The organism is Mycobacterium persicum, assembly GCF_002086915.1.
In the GTDB taxonomy this organism is placed as follows: domain Bacteria; phylum Actinomycetota; class Actinomycetes; order Mycobacteriales; family Mycobacteriaceae; genus Mycobacterium; species Mycobacterium persicum.
In genome coordinates this window covers 6,204,673-6,223,545 of record NZ_MWQA01000001.1, presented here as the reverse complement: position 1 = coordinate 6,223,545, position 18,873 = coordinate 6,204,673, and the positions used below count along the sequence as shown (strand labels likewise).

At 66.8% G+C, this 18,873-nt stretch carries 12 protein-coding genes and 2 pseudogenes; 5 read left to right on the top strand and 9 right to left on the bottom strand.

Annotation, left to right across the window (positions count from 1 at the left end):
* Positions 1-4 precede the first annotated feature (4 nt).
* Both B4U45_RS28115 and B4U45_RS28110 read right to left on the bottom strand, forming a co-directional pair.
* Complete coding sequence (locus B4U45_RS28115) at positions 5-2,320, bottom strand: Tex family protein (RefSeq protein ID WP_075549489.1); 2,316 nt, start codon at positions 2,318-2,320, stop codon at positions 5-7.
* Positions 2,321-2,404: 84 nt separating this feature from the next.
* Positions 2,405-3,109: a potassium channel family protein gene (locus tag B4U45_RS28110; RefSeq protein WP_075549490.1), complete on the bottom strand. Its 705-nt coding sequence runs from the start codon at positions 3,107-3,109 to the stop codon at positions 2,405-2,407.
* Positions 3,110-3,261: 152 nt separating this feature from the next.
* On the opposite strand from B4U45_RS28110, the gene B4U45_RS28105 reads away from it, so the two are divergent.
* Positions 3,262-4,758 carry a potassium/proton antiporter gene (locus B4U45_RS28105; protein ID WP_075549491.1) on the top strand — a complete coding sequence of 499 codons (1,497 nt, stop codon included), beginning with the start codon at positions 3,262-3,264 and terminating at the stop codon, positions 4,756-4,758.
* On the opposite strand, the pseudogene B4U45_RS28100 reads toward B4U45_RS28105, so the two are convergent.
* From B4U45_RS28100 to B4U45_RS28065, 6 genes and pseudogenes are all read right to left on the bottom strand, one after another.
* Positions 4,725-5,731: pseudogene (locus tag B4U45_RS28100) on the bottom strand (acyltransferase family protein). The gene B4U45_RS28105 and the pseudogene B4U45_RS28100 sit on opposite strands and share 34 nt — an antisense overlap.
* 59 nt (positions 5,732-5,790) lie before the next feature.
* Positions 5,791-6,654, bottom strand: a complete 864-nt coding sequence (gene mmaA2 / locus B4U45_RS28095; protein WP_075549492.1) for a cyclopropane mycolic acid synthase MmaA2 — start codon at positions 6,652-6,654, stop codon at positions 5,791-5,793.
* Positions 6,655-6,789: 135 nt separating this feature from the next.
* A complete protein-coding gene (locus B4U45_RS28090; RefSeq protein WP_075549493.1) occupies positions 6,790-8,622 on the bottom strand; it encodes a serine/threonine protein kinase PknE in 1,833 nt (610 codons plus the stop codon).
* 133 nt (positions 8,623-8,755) lie between these two features.
* Positions 8,756-9,496: a hypothetical protein gene (locus B4U45_RS28085; RefSeq protein ID WP_083154359.1), complete on the bottom strand. Its 741-nt coding sequence runs from the start codon at positions 9,494-9,496 to the stop codon at positions 8,756-8,758.
* 319 nt (positions 9,497-9,815) lie between these two features.
* Positions 9,816-10,699, bottom strand: a pseudogene (locus B4U45_RS28070) (PE family protein); the annotation flags it as partial.
* Between the two features lie 421 nt (positions 10,700-11,120).
* Positions 11,121-12,647, bottom strand: a complete 1,527-nt coding sequence (locus tag B4U45_RS28065; protein WP_075549497.1) for an MFS transporter — start codon at positions 12,645-12,647, stop codon at positions 11,121-11,123.
* A 167-nt stretch (positions 12,648-12,814) separates the two neighbouring features.
* Here B4U45_RS28065 and B4U45_RS28060 point away from each other — a divergent pair, with 167 nt between their 5' ends.
* From B4U45_RS28060 to B4U45_RS28045, 4 genes are all read left to right on the top strand, one after another.
* On the top strand, positions 12,815-13,675 hold the full coding sequence (locus B4U45_RS28060; RefSeq protein ID WP_075549498.1) for an SCO6745 family protein: 861 nt from the start codon (positions 12,815-12,817) through the stop codon (positions 13,673-13,675).
* Positions 13,676-13,819: 144 nt separating this feature from the next.
* Entirely contained in the window at positions 13,820-16,264 is a 2,445-nt protein-coding gene (locus B4U45_RS28055) for a glycogen/starch/alpha-glucan phosphorylase (protein ID WP_241780354.1), read from the top strand.
* Between the two features lie 75 nt (positions 16,265-16,339).
* Complete coding sequence (locus B4U45_RS28050) at positions 16,340-17,008, top strand: VldE C-terminal domain-containing protein (protein ID WP_075549574.1); 669 nt, start codon at positions 16,340-16,342, stop codon at positions 17,006-17,008.
* 227 nt (positions 17,009-17,235) lie between these two features.
* Positions 17,236-18,360: a DUF2293 domain-containing protein gene (locus B4U45_RS28045; protein WP_082275658.1), complete on the top strand. Its 1,125-nt coding sequence runs from the start codon at positions 17,236-17,238 to the stop codon at positions 18,358-18,360.
* On the opposite strand, the gene B4U45_RS28040 is transcribed toward B4U45_RS28045, so the two are convergent.
* Positions 18,357-18,842: a pyridoxamine 5'-phosphate oxidase family protein gene (locus tag B4U45_RS28040; protein ID WP_075549500.1), complete on the bottom strand. Its 486-nt coding sequence runs from the start codon at positions 18,840-18,842 to the stop codon at positions 18,357-18,359. The two genes, B4U45_RS28045 and B4U45_RS28040, sit on opposite strands and share 4 nt — an antisense overlap.
* Positions 18,843-18,873: the final 31 nt, after the last annotated feature.

The following is an 18,873-nucleotide window of genomic DNA, read 5'->3' as shown; positions in this document are numbered from 1 at the left end:
ATGCTCAGCTCCCGAATCCCGCGTTCCGCAACGCCCGGGCCATCGAGCCGGCCGGCGAGTCGGCCGGCTGACGGCCAAAGTTCTTGCCATGAGCCGAGTTTGGCCGCTCTGGCCGGCTCACCGGCCGGCGTTGCGGGTCGTCGTTGAGGCGTAGGCTCAGTCCGATCCGCCGGCGTTCGACGTCGACATCCATGACCTTTACCCGTACCACCTGTCCGGACCGTACGACGTCGTGTGGGTCGGCAACGAAGCGCTCGGCCATCGCGGAGACATGCACCAGGCCATCCTGATGCACGCCGATGTCAACGAAGGCGCCGAAGGCGGCGACGTTGGTCACCACCCCCTCCAAGATCATCCCCGCCTCGAGATCGGCCATCTTCTGCACGCCGGCGGCGAAGGTGGCCGTGGTGAATGTCGGACGCGGATCGCGTCCTGGTTTCTCCAGCTCGGCGAGGATATCGGTGACAGTGGGGACGCCGAAGCGGTCGTCGGCGAAGTCAGCGGGCCGCAGTGATCTCAAAGCAGCTGCGTCGCCGATGATTTCGGCCAGCGAGACACCCGCTCGATCGAGAATGCGGCGGACGACCGGGTATGCCTCGGGATGAACACCGGACGCGTCCAGCGGGTCGTCGCCGTCGCGAATCCGCAGAAACCCGGCACACTGCTCAAATGCTTTGGACCCCAGGCGAGGAACGTCCAGCAAAGCCTGGCGACTGGTGAACGGACCTGTCGTGTCACGATGCGCGACGATCGCTTCGGCCAACGATTCCGTTATCCCGGAGACCCGCGCCAGCAGTGGGACCGATGCCGTGTTGAGGTCAACGCCCACCGCGTTCACCGCGTCCTCGACCACAGCGTCGAGGCTGCGGGCCAACACCGCCGGGGTCACGTCATGCTGATACTGCCCCACCCCGATCGACTTCGGGTCGATTTTCACCAACTCGGCCAGCGGATCCTGTAGCCGCCGCGCTATCGACACCGCTCCGCGCAGCGTCACATCGAGCTCGGGCAGCTCGTGCGCAGCGTAGGCCGAGGCCGAATACACCGATGCGCCGGCCTCGCTGACCATCGCCTTGGTGGGTGCGGGGGCCCCGGCGGCCCGGATGTCGTTGATGAGTTCGGCTGCCAGCGTGTCGGTCTCGCGCGACGCGGTGCCGTTGCCGACGGCGATCAACTCGACGCCGTGACGCGCCACCAGCGCGGCCAACGTCGCCTTGGCCAAATCCCATTGCCGTTGCGGCTGATGCGGGTAGATCGCACAAGTGTCCACCACCTTGCCCGTCGGGTCGACCACGGCAACTTTGACACCCGTCCGGAAGCCGGGATCCAGGCCGAGGGTCGTGCGCGCCCCGGCCGGGGCGGCGAGCAGCAGGTGAGTCAAGTTCTTGGCGAACACCGTGACGGCCTGTTCTTCCGCGCGTTGCCGCAGTCGGATCCGGGCGTCCACGGCCGCCGACGACATCAGCCTGGTGCGCCAGGCGAATCTCACCGTCGCGGCCAGCCACGGCGTCGCGGCCGTCTGCGCCGACAGGTCCACGCCAAGGCGAGCGGCAACCATCGCTTCGTAACCGTCGTCCGCGCCGCCGTCGAAGGTCAGGGCAAGGATCTTTTCCTTCTCGCCGCGCAGCAGGGCCAGCACCCGGTGTGACGGCATCGTCTGCAGTGACTCGGAGAACCCGAAGTAGTCACGAAAGTTCTGTGCGGCAGCAGTTTTGGCGACCTCTTCCGACCAAGGCGCGCTACCCAGCGAGCCTTGGGCCCAGAACTTCTCCCGGATGGCGCCGATCAGCTCGGCGTCCTCGGCGGCTCGCTCGACGATGATGTGCCGGGCGCCATCCAGCGCGGCAGCGACATCGGCGACATCGGCGCACACGAAGGCCGCGGCCGCGGCCTCGGGAACCAGGGCCGGGTCGGACAGTAATCGATCGGCCAGCGGCTCGAGCCCTGCTTGGCGGGCGATCTGCGCCTTGGTCCGACGCTTCGGTTTGTAGGGCAGGTAGATGTCTTCGACCCGCGATTTGGTGTCGGCGCGCAGCAGCGCAGCCCTCAGCTCGTCGGTCAGCTTTCCCTGTTCCCGGATAGACGCCAGCACCGCTGCCCGGCGTTGGTCGAGCTCCCGTAGGTACAACAAGCGCTCGGCCAGGGTTCGCAGCTGCCCGTCGTCGAGACCGCCGGTAGCCTCCTTGCGGTACCGGGCGATGAACGGGACCGTGGCGCCACCGTCGAGCAACCCGACCGCCGCGGCCACGTGGGCCTCCTCGACGGCGAGTTCCTCAGCGAGCCGGGTGGTTACGGATTTGATTGCGGTGCTTGGATTCACGCGCAGGAACCCTACCGAATGGTCCCGACACCGCTCGGGCAACCGGGCACGGCGCGTCGCAGACGTGCCCTCCCCGCTGGCCCCTCATGACGACCGTGGCCGGCCCGGCCTGGTCGAGGCACGTGCGGGCGCGGCGCTGTACATGGCAGCCCACACCGAACGCTCCAGGAAGCTGTCGGCGATGAACAGCATCTCGTCGCCGGCGCGGAGCACGTCTTCGGGCTGCGGAACTTTGACCGCGTCGCCGCGCAGCACGGTGACCAACGCGGTATTTGCCGGTAGGTCAAGCTCGCACACCCGTCGTCCCACCAGCGGATTGTCTTCGGGTAGTGTGAGTTTCGTCAAAGCCGCCCGGCCCTCGCGCAACACCATCATGCGCACCAGGTGACCGACGTCGATGGCGCCCTCGACACCGGCGATCATGGCGCCCGGTGTCGAGACCGCCACATCGATACCCCAGGCGCGGCCGAACAGCCACTCGTTGCGCAGGTCGTTGATCCGCGCCACCACCCGGGGCACCCCGAACTCGGTCTTGGCCAGCAGGCCCACCACCAGATTGGCCTTGTCGTCTCCGGTGGCGGCGATCAGCACGTCGCAGGTCTGCACCCCCGCTTCATGCATCGTCGACAGTTCGCAGGCGTCGGCATGCAACCAATCCGCGGCAGCAACCGTATGTGGTTCAAAGTTGTTCCGTTGCCGTTCGATCAACAAGACCTTGTGACCGCGATCCAGCAATTCCTGCGCGACCGAACGGCCGACCTTGCCCGCGCCGGCAATCGCGATGCGCATTTTTCCCGTCGCCACCCAGTCATCTTGTCTCATCGGCTGCCAGGGTCCGCAGTGTGCGGCCAACAGCGGGCCGCGCCTTACTGATTTACTGGCAGCACGCCGCCTCGCGCGCCGAGCTACCGCCGCCGAGATCACATCTGGACGGAAACCAAATGAGCTTGCAGCAGCTGTATCTGGCTTTGTTGATCGGTGGCCTCGTGCTGCTGGCAAGCATCGTGGGCACCCGGTTGGCGACTCGGGTGGGATTTCCCAGCATGCTGCTCTTCCTGCTGGTCGGCGTCGCCGTCGGGGAGGACGGGCTGGGGCTGAGGTTCGACGATGTCCAGCTGGCCAGAAACGTGGGCACCGCGGCGCTGGCCCTGATTCTCGTCGAAGGCGGATTGACCACCCGATTCACCGACATCCGCACGGTGCTGGGACCCGCGGCGACATTGGCCACCGTCGGCGTCCTGGTCAGCATGGCGGTTACGGCCGTTGGCGCGCACCTGCTGCTGCGCGTCGACTGGCAGGTGGCCCTGTTGCTCGGAGCCATCGTCTCCTCCACCGACGCCGCAGCGGTGTTCTCGGTCCTGCGGGTGCTGCCGCTGCCGCGGCGCGTCGCCGGACTGCTCGAGGCCGAATCCGGGTTCAACGATGCTCCCGCGGTGATCCTGGTGCTGATGTTCAGTGCGGTGCCCTTCGCCGTCGAGCCCGGGACGGCGATCGCCGATCTGCTGTTCGAGCTCCTCGCCGGCTCCGCGGTGGGCGTGACGATCGGCTACCTGGGCGCCTTCGCGCTGCGACGTATCGCGCTGCCCGCCTCCGGCCTGTACCCGATCGCGACCTTCGGATTGGGTCTGGTCGCGTTCGCGGCCGCCGGCGCCAGCCACGCCAGCGGATTCATCGCCGCCTATCTGGCCGCGGTGGTGTTGGCCAACTCGGGCCTGCCGCACCGGTCGGCGACCCGGTCGTTCGCCGAGGGCGTCGGCTGGCTGGCGCAGATTGGGCTGTTCGTGTTGCTCGGACTGCTGGTGGACCCTGGCGACGTGGCCCACGACGTGGTGGCCGCGATCGTCGTCGGACTGCTGTTGCTGCTGATCGCCCGGCCGCTGTCGGTGGTGGCGTCGCTGGCGGCGTTCCGGATCCCGTGGCAGGACCAGGTCTTCCTGTCGTGGGCAGGTCTGCGGGGGGCGGTGCCGATCGTGCTGGCCACCTTTCCGGTCGTCGCGGGCGTCGCGGACAGTTATCGGCTGCTCAACATCGTCTTCATGCTGGTCGTGGTGTTCACCCTGGTGCAGGGCCCGAGCCTGCGCCCGATCGCGCATCGGCTGGGACTGATTTCCCGCGAGGACACCCGCGAGATCCAGGTGGAAGCGGCGCCGCTGGACGTGCTCGACGCGGAGCTGCTGACCATGACGGTGCAGCCGCCGTCGCGCCTGCACAACGTCACCGTCCTGGAGCTGCGGCTGCCCGACCCGGCCGTGATCACCCTGATCATCCGCAACGGCCACACCTTCGTCCCGCTGCCCGACACACGGATCGAACGCGGCGACGAACTACTTATCGTCACCACCTCCAACACACGGGCGGCGGCCGAGGCGAGACTTCGCGCGGTGAGCCGGCGGGGCAAACTGGCCTACTGGTTCGACGAGTACGGCGAACCCGACTGACGCCCGGCCGGCATCGGCCGCGACACCAACCCGGAGCTCGTCCGCGCCGCCAGCAACGCCGCCAGGAAGCATCCCAGCGCTGTCCACCCCTCGACATCGCCGAGGCCGTTCTTGGCCAGCGCGACGAGCGCGACACCCGCCGCACATACCAGCGCGCCGGCGGCGACCGAACGGGCGCCGCCGGTGCCCTGAACCGGCCCGTCCCACCACGGCAGCCGCCGGTGCTCGAGCGGTGCGAGCAGCCGAAACACCCCGGCCATGACGATGGTGAAGACAATCGCGCGCAGTGCCAGCCGAGCCCAGAACCCGGGCGCGTGCACGTCGTATGCGTCGAGGCCCATGGCATGCAAGTAAACGGCCGCAACCGCGATCGACGGGATGTGCCAAAGGTAGAGCGTCATCGCGCCACCGTTACCCAGCGCCACCACCTGCCAGACACGCCGTCGCGCGGCCCATCGCCGGATGGCTCCCGCCGCGGCGACGAACACGCACGACATCCACGTGCAGTGCAGCGCAAGCAGCAACGTCGGCGGCGACACGTTGGAGATCCGTTCGGCACCGGTCACCACCAGCGAGACGTCGTAGGCGCCGGCGAGGGCGAGCTCGAATTGTGCGGTGAACGCGAAGCCGGCTGCCACGAGCGCGGCCCGCGGGCCGATCAGCCGCCGCGCATAGCCGACACCGATGACCACCGGGATCAGCCACACGATCACGAAGTTCGCCACGCCCGATTCGGGAGTGCCGGCAGCGAACCGTATCTGGTCGACCGCGGTTGCTGCCGCCAGCAGCGACGCGATCACGACCGCAGGTTGGCGATCCGGACGCCGTGGGAATCGATGGTGGCAAGCAGCAGGGCGCAGTGCCCGAACATCACGACGACGAGCGCGGCAAGCCGCGCCGCATCGACGGCGCGGTCGCGGTCAGTGGGTGTGTGGTGCGCGGTGGCGGCGGCATCGAATTGGGTCGCGGGCATGCGACCAGCATGCGGAACCGCACGCCCGCCGCGGATGAGTAGGACTGCCCCCGAAACCCCTACTTCTGCAAGGTGTACTGGTTGACGTCGATGTAGCCGTCGCGGAAGAGCTTGGCACAGCCGGTCAGGTACTTCAGGTAGCGCTGGTAGACCTCTTCGGACTGGATCGCGACGGCCTCGTCGTGGTGTGCCTCCAGGGCCTGCGCCCACAGGTCCAGGGTCCGCGCGTAGTGCAGTTGCAGCGACTGGCGCCGCGTCAGGGCAAAGCCTGCCGCAGTGGACTGCTCTGCCACCATCTCGATCGTCGGCGGATGGCCGCCGGGGAAGATCTCGGTCTGGATGAACTTCAGGAAGCGGGCCAACCACAAGGTGAGCGGCAAGCCGGCGTCGACCATTTGCTGCATGGTCAGTCCGGTGATGGTATGCAGCAGCATCACGCCGTCGGCGGGCAGGATCCGATAGGCCCGGGCAAAGAAGTCCGCGTGACGGTCGTGGCCGAAGTGCTCGAAGGCGCCGATGGACACGATCCGGTCGACGGGCTCGTCGAACTGTTCCCAGCCCGCCAGCAGCACCCGCCTGCTGCGGGGGGTGTCGAGTTCGTCGAAGGTCTTCTGGACGTGGGCGGCCTGGTTCTTCGACAAGGTCAGCCCGATGACGTTGACGTCGTACTTCTCGATGGCCCGGCGCATGGTGGCCCCCCAACCGCAGCCCACGTCGAGCAGCGTCATGCCCGGCTGCAGGCCCAGCTTGCCCAGCGACAGGTCGATCTTGGCGATCTGGGCCTGCTCCAGCGTCAGGTCGTCGCGCTCGAAGTAGGCGCAGCTGTAGGTCTGGGTCGGGTCCAGAAATAACCGGAAGAAGTCGTCGGACAAGTCATAGTGCGCCTGCACGTCGTCGAAATGCGGCGTCAGTTGTCCAGCCATTGAGTTTGTTACGCCTTTCCGGCCCGGAGACCACGTTTATGGTGCCCCCCGAATGTGCACCGACAATCTCCCCCAAGGCGTGCCCGGAAATGCTAGCCGATTCGGCGTCGCGTCGCTAAATCCAAGCGGCCCACGTCATCCGATCAGCCTGGTCAGCCAGCTCGAATTCTGCAGATCCACGGCCTTGGTGCCGTCCCACACGAAGGGGGTCCCATTGGCGTTGAACGTAGCCAGGGTCTCGCTGGCCGCGGCGGCCTTCGATTGGGCGGTGCCGAGGTCAGATCCGGCCTTGATGCAGCTGACCACGGTGGCGTTGGCGCCGACGGTCTGAGCCAGATGGGCCAGCTCGGCGTCGGTGCGATCGGATGCGGCGCCCTCCTGGGGTTGGAAGTCACTGCCGAACAAGGCCGAATAGAAGTTGGTGTACGTCTTCGGATCGTTTTGGCCGGCAACACAATACGAGGCCGCCACCGCCCGCGTCGAGTAATTCTTGGTGTGCGATTGGTCGTCGAGAAAGTTGAGCAGGTGATAGCGCACCGCAAGCTTCTTGTCGGCCACTCCAGCGTCGATGTCGCTCGCATACGACCTGATGAAAGCGCCGCACGGCGGACAGATGGGTTCGTTGAAAATGTCGATCGTTTTCACCGCGGCGGAGCTGCCGACAAATACCCCGTCATTGAGCACTCGGAGTTCCACCGCGTCGGCCGGCGGCGGTGGCGACGTAGGCGTCGGCCGCGGTGTCGACGACCGCCACGGCTGCGCGACAACGATGCCCAGTCCTGCCGCGACGGCTACCACGACGGCCACCGCAACGCCCACCCACAACCAGGGCTTTCCGCCGCCACCAGAGGGCTGGACCGGCGGTTGACCCCACGGTGGCGCACCGGCGGTCCCGGGATACCCGGTGCCCCATCCGGTGGCGCCGGTCCACGGTGTCGGCTGCGGCACACCCGTCGGGACCGGCGACCCGGGCGGCAGCGGCGCCGGCGGGGACCACCCGGTGGGCTGTGCCGCGGGAGTCGACGGCGCAGGCATCGGGGGTGCGAAACCCGCGGCAGGCTGGCCGACGGCCGCGGCCGGCAGTTGCGCTACCTGGCTGCGCTGCAAGATGTCGGTGGCCCGGTCCTGGTCGGGGGTGGCCAGGGCCGCGTAGGCGGCCGCGGACAGGTCGCCGCAGGTGGCGTATCGGTCGGCCGGATCCTTGGCCATGCCGCGGGCGATCACCTGGTCGAAGGCGGCCGGAATGCCGGGCCGTGCAGCGCTGGGCCTCGGGATGGCCTGACTCAGGTGTGCGCCCATGACGCTGAGCTGGTCGCCTCGATACGGTGGTGAGCCGGTCAAGCACTCGTGCAGCACGCAGGCCAACGCGTAGATGTCGGCCCGATAGGTGACCTCGGTATTGGCGAACCGTTCCGGCGCCATGTAGTAGAGGGTGCCGACCGTGCTGCCCAGCTGCGTCAGCTTTTCGTCGGAGGTGGCGCTGGCGATCCCGAAATCGACGAGGTAGGCGAAGTCGTCGCCACTGACCAAGATGTTTTCCGGCTTCACGTCGCGATGTGTCACCCCGGCAGCGTGCGCGGCGTCGAGCGCTGAGCCAATCTGGCGCACCACCGCCACGGCCCGCGGCGGGGTCAGCGGACCGTAGCGCTTCAATATGGCGGCCAGGTCCTTGCCGTCGATCAGGCGCATGTCCACGTAGAGCTGACCGTCGATTTCGCCGTAATCGTGAATCGGCACCACATGCGGTTCGTGTAGCCGCCCGGCGGTGCGGGCTTCGCGCTGCATGCGGGTGCGGAATACCGGATCGCTGGACAGCGTCGGCGACATGAGCTTCAGCGCCACGACGCGCTCGCGCACGGTGTCTTCGGCCTCATAGACGTCGCCCATGGCGCCGCGACCGACCAGCCGCCGCAGCCGATACTGACCGAACTGCGAACCCTCCCGCGAATCCGCGGTCGTATCACCCATCGCCGACTCCTCACCCGCCTTCCGCGTGCACGACTGAAAGCGCCTGGACGCGGTGACGTGCAGGCATAAGGCTAATCGGTTCGCCTGCCGGGAGGCGCGGTGGACAACGAGAATGCCGCCGCGACAGCGGGTCCTATCCGGTATCGACCCGCAGGTCGGACAGCTGCATCGACACCAGGGTCGGAGCGGGCAGCGGGCGATTGCCGGGGCCGATCGGGTAGACCCGCCGGCGCGTCTGGAAAACCAGCCCGCCGGCGTGAACCGGCTCGGTGCAGTAGTGCGCGGCCCGTGCCCAGTGGCCGACCACCTCGGCGACGTAGTCATGTCGACGCAACCGACCGCTGGCATCGAAATAGAAACTCTGCCGCGGCGAGTGGGTATGGATGTGCGCCGGGAACGTCGCGTTGAGCCGCCGCCAGGTCTCGCCGCCCTCGTGCCATGTCCCTGCCTCGTCGACTTCGACGTCGTCGCGCGTCAACAGGTAGGGCGTGGTCAGGTAATTCCACATGGCATAGCCGGCGAAGTAGACCGAATCCAGCGGATCCCACCGGAAGTTCCGCCGTAGGCCCGAGCGCCCGAAAAACGCCGGCCGCGGGTTCGCCCGCGAGCTGAGGACGTGGCCGTCGTGACTCTCGATCCGCACTATCCCGTTTTCGAAGACCCCGCGCTGCTCGTCAACCGGGAACGGGTCAATGACCGTGCGGGGTTCGTGGACGTCGACGGTGATGCGGTAGTCGGCAAACCGGTTGCCCGGGACGCGGGTACGGACCAGCAGCCCGCCGCTGCGTACCCGCGCATGGATTCTGACGGCGGATCGCCATGCCTGCAGCCCGCCGTGGGCTTCCAGCGCCTCATCCAGCAGGGTGCTCGTCATTGTCACGTCCTCGGCGGCGATCGGTGCTCATCGGAGTAATCGAACACCATCGTCAGCGTGCGCACGGATCTGCTGCGCGAATTGGTTGAGAGTTATCGTTGCGCAGTCGGATGGACGGCAACGTTATCGGCGACAGCCCCCGAATGCCGGTACCCCTGAAGGCAGCGACCGCGACTCGCTTCCGCGAGGAAATCCGGGTCCGCACGCGATCATGGTGGCCGGAACGGCCGCCGTCGCGTGTGACAGGCCGACACCTCGGGCTGGACAGTTCACCGATGCGCAGCGTCCCGAAAGCGATAAGTACGCTGTGTTACGGCAATCCGGCAATCCCGTTGAGGCCCGACAACAGCCCGGACGCACCGCCGGCCCCGCCGCTACCTGCGGTCGGGCCGGTTCCGCCGTTGCCACCATTGCCGCCGGTGCCGACCAGCACGGCGTTGCCGCCTACCCCGCCCGGCACCCCCGGTCGATCCGGCGAAAACGCCCGGTGCCACCGGCTCCGCCGATCCCGAACAGAAACCCGGCTTGCCCGCCGCTTCCGCCGGCGCCGGATTTGCCGCCTGAGCTGGCCCCACCGACCCCGCCGATCCCGCCGTTGCCGAGCAGGGAGGCGTTGCCGCCGTTCCCACCGGCCGCGCCCTTACCGGTAACCATTCCACCGTTCCCGCCGGCTCCGCCGCTGGAGAAGAGGAGGCCAGCGTTGCCGCCATTGCCGCCGGCACCGCTGGTCGCGGCGGTGATCCCGCCGCCGGGCCCGCCATCGCCGCCCGCACCGCCGCTGCCGAACAACAGGCCGGCGTTGCCCCCGGGCGCCGTCTTGCCCGGTTCGCGGAACCCCGTTGGCGCCGTTGCCGATCAGCGGGCGCCCGGTCAGCGCCTGGACGGGGCCGTTGATCGCGTTCAGCAGGTCTTGTTGCACGCTTTGCAGCGGATTGGACAACGAAGCGGCGCTGGCTGCCTCGGCAACGGCATAGGACCCGGCGCCAGAAACGCGCCCACCTGCTCGCTGAGGGCTTGATACGCCTGGCCGTGCGCCGAAAACAGTACGGTGACAGCCGCCGAAACCTCATCCTCGGCGGCGGCCAGCAATGTCGTCGTCGGTGTCGCGGCGGCGGCGTTAGCGGTGCTGAGCGTCGAACCGAGTGCCGCTAAATCCCTTGCCGCATCGGCTACTACGTCCGGCAACGCGATCAGAAAAGACATCTGATTGCTCCCAACAACTCAACCGGGCCAGCGGGTGTTTGATCACGTCGACGTGGTGCATCACATCGCGCGACCCGCCACCGTGTCTTTCGCCAGGTTGACCCCGATGCGGTGCGTTGCCAGCCGGCAACCCGAGTGCGCACACGTGTCGACGACAATCGGTTGGCGTTGCCACACCTGGGACCGGTCCTCGGTGCCGAAGAAAGGTCACGCTATCAGGCGTTCTCACGATTGTTGGGAGTTAAGGCATCTGCGGACCGCCGCGCGAACGAACCAGCGCGGCCCCGCCGTTGGGGTAAGAGTTAGACGGCAGACCCGCGGTACTGCTCGACGCGTGCGGCCATCTTCTCGTCCAGCTGCAGCACCGGGTTCCACGCTGTCGTGCGCAGCCGCCCATCGGACTGGTCAATGCCGATTACTCTTAGTGACGTTTTTGTTGAACAGGGGCTCCACTCGCCGGCTGGCCCCCCGTGACATCCTCCGCGCCGCCGTGGCTTTCTGCGTCGGCCACCGTCAGCGGCAACGCCAGTTCTTCCAGCGGGCGCCGCTCGGCCGCCACCCCGAGCCACAGTTCGACCAGGCCGGCGGCGGCCATCACCACGGCACCGATGAGGAACGACCAGAACACGTGGCTGCGCTGGCCGGAATTGATGAGCTGCCCGAACAACAGCGGGCCGCTGATGCCGCCGATCGCGGTGCCGACCGCGTAGAAAAATGCGATCGCCAACGCGCGTGTCTCCATCGGGAAGATCTCGCTGACGGTCAGGTAAGCGGCGCTCGCACCCGCCGAGGCCAGGAAGAATGCCACCGCCAGCACGCTGATGAATGTCCAGACACCTCCGGTTCGAGTCACGAACAGCGCCGCGAGCACCACGGCCACCACCGCCGACCCGATGTAAGAGAAGGTGATCATGGGTTTGCGGCCGACGGTGTCGAACAGCCGACCGAGCAGCAGCGGGCCGACGAAATTACTGAGTGCCCACACGATGAAGAACACCGGCACGTGTCCCGACTCGACCCCGTAGAAACCACTCAACAGCGTGCCCAGGTTGAACGTCACACCGTTGTAGAGGAATGCCTGCCCGATGAACAGCGCCAGGCCGAGGACCGCGCGGCGCGGATAGAGCGTGAACGCCACCCGGGCAATCTCCCAGAACGAAATCGTATGGCGTTGACGTACTTTGAGTGGTTTTCCGGGCGGCTCGGGCAACGGTTGACCGGTATCCCGCTCCACTTCCCCCTCGATTTCCCCGACGATCCGCTCGGCTTCGTGCTCGCGCCCGTGAATGAACAACCATCGGGGACTCTCCGGAACGTTTCGCCGGACCAGCAGAACGAAGATGCCGAAGATGGCCCCCACACCGAAGGCGAGCCGCCAGCCGACGTTCGCCGGAAAGTGCGAGGTGTCCAACAGGACCAAAGCGCCAGCCGCTCCGGCCGCCGACCCCAGCCAATAGGTCCCGTTGATCACCAAATCCACCCGACCGCGCACCCGCGCCGGGATCAGCTCGTCGATCGCGGAATTGATGGCGGCATACTCGCCGCCGATGCCCGAGCCGGTGAAAAAGCGGGTCAGGAAGAAATACCACGGCGCAAACGCGAAAGCCGTTGCCACGGTCGCGATCAAGTACACCGCGAGGGTCAGCAGAAACAGATTCCGCCGGCCGAACCTGTCGGTCAGGTGACCGAAGAACAACGCCCCCAGGCAGGCCCCGGCGATATAGAACGATGCCGCCAAGCCGATGTCTGCGGCGTTCAGCTCGATACCGCTACCGTGCTCGGTCAGGCGTGACGACACGTTACCGACCATCGTGACTTCGAGACCATCGAGAATCCACACGCCGCCCAGGCCGATGACGACGCGCCAGTGAAACCGCCCCCAGGGCAGTCGGTCCAGGCGTGCCGGCACCTGGGTGGTGATGGTTCCGGTTTGCGCGCTCGCACTCATGGCTGGCTCCGTTCTGGTAGGCGGCGACTGGCCCGCTACCGCGCCTAGAGGATGCCGACGGCGCGCCGGCACCAAACACCGTTCGCGACACTAACCAACCCATCGGCGAGACCCATACTCGGCCATGCCCGAGGCGCCATCCCCAAACCGAGTGGTTAGCTTCAGGAATGCAACGCAAACCCGAGCTTGCCCGTCAACTCTACGATCGCTTCGAACCGGTCCACGCCGTGACGTACTTCGCACCGGAGGCGCGTGCTGCCCTGACAAATCTCGGTTACCGCGGATTTTGGATGGGTTACTTCGCTGCTCGGTCGGCCCCGCTGGGCCAGGTGCCACCCGAAGTCGTGGCCGCGGTGTTCTACAACTTCGACCTGGGGCGGGTGGCCAAGGCGCTACCGACGGCGTGGGAAATCGCGGGGCCGCACCTTGCATTGCAAGCGCGCGCCGAGTCGGCGGTGGCGGCGCTGCGACGGTACGGACTCACCGACGACGAAAACGTGCGCACCGCAGCCCGATTAGCGGGTAGCGCTGCGCGGCGGGCGCGGGTCGACGGCCGGCCGCTATTCGCCGCCAACCGCGCCTTGCCCTGGCCCGAGGATCCGGTGGCCGCGCTCTGGCATGCGACAACGTTGCTACGCGAGCATCGCGGCGACGGTCATGTAGCCGTGCTGCTCGCCGCCGGTATCTCCGGACGAGAGGCCAACGTGTTGCACAGCGCCGCCGACGCGGTGCCCCGCGACTACATCATGCAGACCCGCCACTACGACGACGCCGAGTGGCGCGCATGCCAGCAGAGCCTGATCGACCGCGGCCTGCTCGACGAGGATGGTCGCATGACGCCCGCCGGACGCGATGTGAAGAACCACATCGAGGCCACCACCGACGCGCTGGGGTTGCACGCGTACGACACGTTGGACGACGGCGAGCTCGAGGCATTACTGCAGGCGCTGACCCCGATCGCGCGGACGGTGATCGACGGCGGTGACATGCCGGCCGTCACGCCGATGAGACTGCGACGGGATTTCTAAAAGGCCCGATACTCGCACCCACCACCCGGCTGAAAACTAGGGAATACGAACATGAGCGATGTCATTCGATCTTCGGCCCACGCGTCGACGACAGCCTCCGCGGAGGCGGCGGCATCCACCTGCGCCGAGGACGTCCGCACCGGAATGAGTTCGGAGGCTCTTCGCCAGGCCATCGAAGACCACCTGCGCTACTCACTGGGCCGCCCCGCCACCCTGTTGCAGCCGAAGCATTACTACCGCGCCTTGGCGCTGGCCGTGCGCGACCGGATGCAGCAGCGGTGGATCGAGACCACCCAGACCTATCTGGACCTTTCCCGCAAGGTGGCGTGTTATCTGTCGGCGGAGTTCCTGCTCGGCCCGCACCTGGGCAACAACCTGCTCAACCTGCAACTTGAGGACCAGGCCCGCACCGCGTTGGCCGCGCTGGGCCAAGACCTCGACGAAGTGCTGGCCTGCGAGGAGGAGCCGGGCCTGGGCAACGGCGGACTGGGCCGGCTGGCGGCCTGCTACCTGGACTCACTGGCCGCCCTGGAGCGTCCGGCCATCGGTTATGGCATCCGCTATGAGTTCGGCATTTTCGACCAGGAAATCCACGACGGCTGGCAGGTGGAGAAAACCGACAACTGGCTGGCCGACGGCAATCCGTGGGAGATCGCCAAGCCCGAACTGAGCTACCAGGTCGGCTGGGGCGGCCGCACCGAGTCCTACACCGACGAGCGGGGCAGGTACCGGGTGCGCTGGATCCCGCAGCGCGCGGCCAAGGGCGTCTACTACGGCACGCCCATCCAGGGTTACGGCGTCAACACCTGCAACACCCTGACCCTGTGGAGCGCCCGCGCCATCCAGTCGCTGGCCCTGGACGCATTCAACGCCGGCGACTACTACCGGGCCGTGGATGACCAGGTGGTGTCCGAAACCCTCACCAAGGTGCTCTACCCCAATGATCAGCCGGAAGTCGGTAAGCAACTGCGGCTGGCCCAGCAGTATTTCTTCGTGTCCTGCTCGCTGCAGGACATGCTGCACCTACTCGAGGACTTCGCCGGTCTGCCCGTCAGGGAACTCTCGAACCGGGTCGCGATACAACTCAACGACACCCACCCCTCGATCGCCGTCGCCGAGCTGATGCGGCTGCTCGTCGACGAGCGCGACCTCGACTGGGACGAGGCATGGCAGATCACCGTGGCCTCGCTGGGCTACACCAACCACACCCTGCTTCCCGAAGCGCTCGAAACCTGGCCGCTGTCAATGTTTCAGCGGTTCTTGCCGCGGCACCTGGAGATCATCTACGAGATCAACCGCCGCTTCCTCGACCAGGTGCGGGCGCGGTTCCCCGGTGACGAGGACCGCGTCCGGCGGATGTCGCTGATCGACGAGGACGGCGACCGGCGAATTCGGATGGCGCACCTGGCCACCGTCGGCAGCCATGCCGTCAACGGTGTCGCGGCATTGCACTCCGAGCTACTGAAAACCACTGTTCTCAAAGACTTCTACGAGATGTGGCCGGAGCGCTTCAGCAACAAAACCAATGGGGCGACACCGCGCCGGTTCGTCGCCCTGGCCAATCCCGGTCTGCGCAGACTGCTCGATCAGCGGCTCGGAGAGGGGTGGTTGCGGGACTTGGACCGGTTGCGTGCGCTGGCGCCCTTGGCGGGTGATCCCGCACTGCAGCAACAGTGGCGGGCCGTCAAGCGGGAGAACAAGACGCGGCTGTCGGACTATGTACGAGCCAACACCGGTATCGCGCTGGATCCGGACTGGCTTTTCGATATCCAGGTCAAGCGCATTCACGAATACAAGCGCCAGCATCTCAACCTGCTGCACATCATCACCGCCTACCACCGGCTCAAGCAGCGACCGGATCTCGAAATGGCGCCGCGCGCATACATTTTCGGCGGCAAGGCGGCGCCCGGTTACACGATGGCAAAACTCATCATCAAACTGGTCAACTCCGTTGCGGAAACGGTGAACGCGGACCCGGACGTCAACGACCGCATGAAGGTGGCGTTCATCCCGAACTTCAACGTGCAAAACGCCCAAGTGATCTATCCGGCAGCAGATCTCTCCGAGCAGATCTCGACGGCCGGCAAGGAAGCATCGGGCACCGGGAATATGAAATTCATGATGAACGGGGCGCTGACCATCGGCACCCTCGACGGCGCCAACGTCGAGATCCGCGAGCAGGTCGGCGCGGAGAACTTCTTCCTCTTCGGGCTGACGGTCCAAGAGGTGCGGCAGGTGCTCGGCCAAGGCTATCGGCCCAGGGACTACATCGCCGAAAGCGACGAGCTCACAGCGGTTCTCGGGCTGATCGCCGACGGCCGGTTCTCGCGCGGCGACACCGAGGTGTTCGCCCCGCTGATCACCAACCTGACCGACCACGATCCGTTTTTGGTCATCGCCGACTACGCCGACTATCTGCGCGCCCAGCAGGAGGTCGACGCCACCTGGCGGAACACCGAAAGCTGGACCCGCAAGTCCATCCTCAACTCCGCGCACAGCGGAAAGTTCTCCTCGGACCGGGCGATCGCCGAGTACTGCGACGACATCTGGAACATCACGCCGGTGCCAATCGGATCTCCGAGCGACTGACCCGGTCGGGACTCGTGCAACAAAAAGATCAAAAGGACTGCCACATGCGTCGCACACGCCACTAGAGTGCTGTGCGTGGGCACCGCCGCGTTAGCCAACGGGCGAGGCCGCTGGTTGGCAATCGCGGCCTCACTCGTCGTCTCTGCCGCCATGATCTACGCCCAAGCCACCGAGCGGCCGTGCTGCGTCCAGACCCCGGCGGCAACCCCCACAAGTACCGCGGCCGTGCCGCCCAGCGCAGCGCCCACCGCCAGTCCGGCGGAGGTGGACATGTTGACGGCGGCCGCACCCGTCGCCGGCCAAGACTTCCAAATGGCGTTACCTGCCGGCGTCGCATCCGAGCAGGGGCTGCAGATCAAGACCATCTGGGCGGCCCGCGCCATCAGCGTGCTCTTTCCCCAGATCAGCACCATCTACGGGTTTCGGCAGGATCCGTTGAAGTGGCATCCCAACGGGTTGGCGATCGACGTGATGATCCCCGGCCATGACTCCCCCGCCGGTATCGAGCTCGGCAACCAGATCGCCGGGTATGCCCTGGCGAACGCCAAACGCTGGGGCGTGCTCCATGTGATCTGGCGGCAGAAGCTCTACCCGGGCATCGGCGCCCCGAGCTGGACGGCGGATTACGGCTCCGAAACGCTCAACCATTACGACCACGTTCATATCGCCACTGACGGCGGCGGATACCCCACCGGGCAGGAAAGCTACTTCATCGGATCCATGCGGCCGATGCCGCCACGGTGATCGGCCAATTGATCAGCTGATCGATCAACATGTCTGGCGCCTCGGTCACGCAGCGTCCTCGGCGGTCGGGTAGCCGACTGCACGGTCCTGGTTGCCGGCCGCCCGGGTGTTTCGCGAGGTGGTATTGAGAGTCCCTGTGCCACTAGTGCTTTCGGGAAGCTGATGGTCCGGTCTGCGGGTGGCCACCGTTTCGTCGAGCACACCCGGCGGGTAGGCTTGGCCCGTCTATGACACGGCAGGACCTGGAACAGCGCGTCACGCGAGCGGCCGAGGCGCTGCTCGCGGAACGGCGATTGGTCAGCGCGATCGATGTGTTGGTCGGCTTGAACTGGCTTGCGCCGTCGCAGCTCGACATCTGGCGGCAGGGTCGGGTGGCAGCCTTGGAGCAACTCATGCAGGTCAAACCGGCCAAGGTCGCGGCGGCGATGGCGGCGTTGCGGCAGTGGGCGCAGAACCGCGGGCTCCAGCCGTCGGAAACCGATTACATTGCCCGCACCCGGGACCGCCGCGAGCTGCGGTTCAGCGTCACCGCCGATGCCGCAACCGAGCGCGCCTACCGTACGCGCTGGGTGTCTCCGTACCTGTCTCAGAACGCGATCAAGCGGCAGAGCCGGCCACCGGATCTCGTGGTGATCTCGCCGCTCAAAGAGTGGACCTGCACGGCCTGCGATGGCACCGGCGACCTGCTGTTCATGGAGGACGACGGGCCCCGCTGCCTGGACTGCGCGGACCTGGGCCATCTCGAGTTCCTGCCGTCTGGTGATGCCGCGCTTACCCGGCGGGCCAAGAAGATCAGCCGGCTTTCGGCGGTGGTGGTGCGGTGGAGTCGTTCACGCAACCGCTACGAACGCCAGGGCATCCTCGCCGAGCCGGAGGCCATTGAACGGGCCGAGCAGGGATGCCTCTCCGACGCCGAGTTGCGGCTGCGCCGCCGGGAGCGCGACAAAGTGCGACGGGCCGGCGAGGATGCGCGGTTTCAGGCGGAATTTGCCGGCGCGATCCGGGAGTTGTTTCCGTATTGTCCTGCGGACCGGGCCGAGTCGATCGCACGCCACGCGGCGGCGCGTGCCAGCGGCCGGATCGGACGAACCGCGGCCGGACGGGCCCTGGATCCGGACGCGATACGACTAGCCGTAGCGGCGTCGGTCCGACACGTCGACACCGATTACGACATGCTGCTGATGTCGGCGGTCGAACGGGAAACCGCGCGGCACCGGGTACATCAGCGTGTCGCGGACGTAATGAACGGCTGGCACGACGGTGGCATGGCGACAACACGGCAGGCTCGGGCTGTGACCGCATCGCTACCGGGTCCCCATTCGCTTCCGCGATGCAAGGCCGAGTCTGGCTAACGATCCTTGATCAGGTTCGCGAGGAAAGCCGGTAACCGGCCGGCGCCAAAGTCATAGAGCCGCGCCCAGCGTGGCTCGATCGAGATGCGCACCATCTGCTGATACGTCGACCGCACGTTGTGTTCGAACTCGGCGAGTTGGGTTTCGTCCATCGACCTCCTCGCCGCCGCGAGGTACTCGTCGGTGACGCCGTCGACGGTTTGCAGTGTGGCGAGGCCACGCACCAACAGGGCCTTCGCCTCTTCTGGGGTGGAGCCGGTGTCGATCGTCAATGCCACGTGCGGACGGCGCGAAAGCGCGCGGGCCTTGGGGGAGGTCGGTGCCGTGGAGACGACGATGCGGTCTCCGGTCCAGTAGAACCCGACCGGGATCACCCGCGGGAAGCCATCGTGTCCGTTGTAGGCGAGCCGGGCCATGGAGCCGGAGAGCAGCTTCTGGGCTTCCGGGTGGCCAAGCTCAGCGGCCAACTCTTGCTCAGTCATCACAACGGCAGTCCTACCCGTTCCGCCCCGG

Coding starts and splice junctions, on each gene's coding strand:
- B4U45_RS28110 (WP_075549490.1), bottom strand. CDS start 3,109: ATGCGCATCGCGATTGCCGGCGCGGGCAAGGTCGGCCGTTCGGTCGCG.
- B4U45_RS28105 (WP_075549491.1), top strand. CDS start 3,262: ATGAGCTTGCAGCAGCTGTATCTGGCTTTGTTGATCGGTGGCCTCGTG.
- mmaA2 (WP_075549492.1), bottom strand. CDS start 6,654: ATGGCTGGACAACTGACGCCGCATTTCGACGACGTGCAGGCGCACTAT.
- B4U45_RS28090 (WP_075549493.1), bottom strand. CDS start 8,622: ATGGGTGATACGACCGCGGATTCGCGGGAGGGTTCGCAGTTCGGTCAG.
- B4U45_RS28085 (WP_083154359.1), bottom strand. CDS start 9,496: ATGACGAGCACCCTGCTGGATGAGGCGCTGGAAGCCCACGGCGGGCTG.
- B4U45_RS28065 (WP_075549497.1), bottom strand. CDS start 12,647: ATGAGTGCGAGCGCGCAAACCGGAACCATCACCACCCAGGTGCCGGCA.
- B4U45_RS28060 (WP_075549498.1), top strand. CDS start 12,815: ATGCAACGCAAACCCGAGCTTGCCCGTCAACTCTACGATCGCTTCGAA.
- B4U45_RS28055 (WP_241780354.1), top strand. CDS start 13,820: ATGAGTTCGGAGGCTCTTCGCCAGGCCATCGAAGACCACCTGCGCTAC.
- B4U45_RS28045 (WP_082275658.1), top strand. CDS start 17,236: ATGACACGGCAGGACCTGGAACAGCGCGTCACGCGAGCGGCCGAGGCG.
- B4U45_RS28040 (WP_075549500.1), bottom strand. CDS start 18,842: ATGACTGAGCAAGAGTTGGCCGCTGAGCTTGGCCACCCGGAAGCCCAG.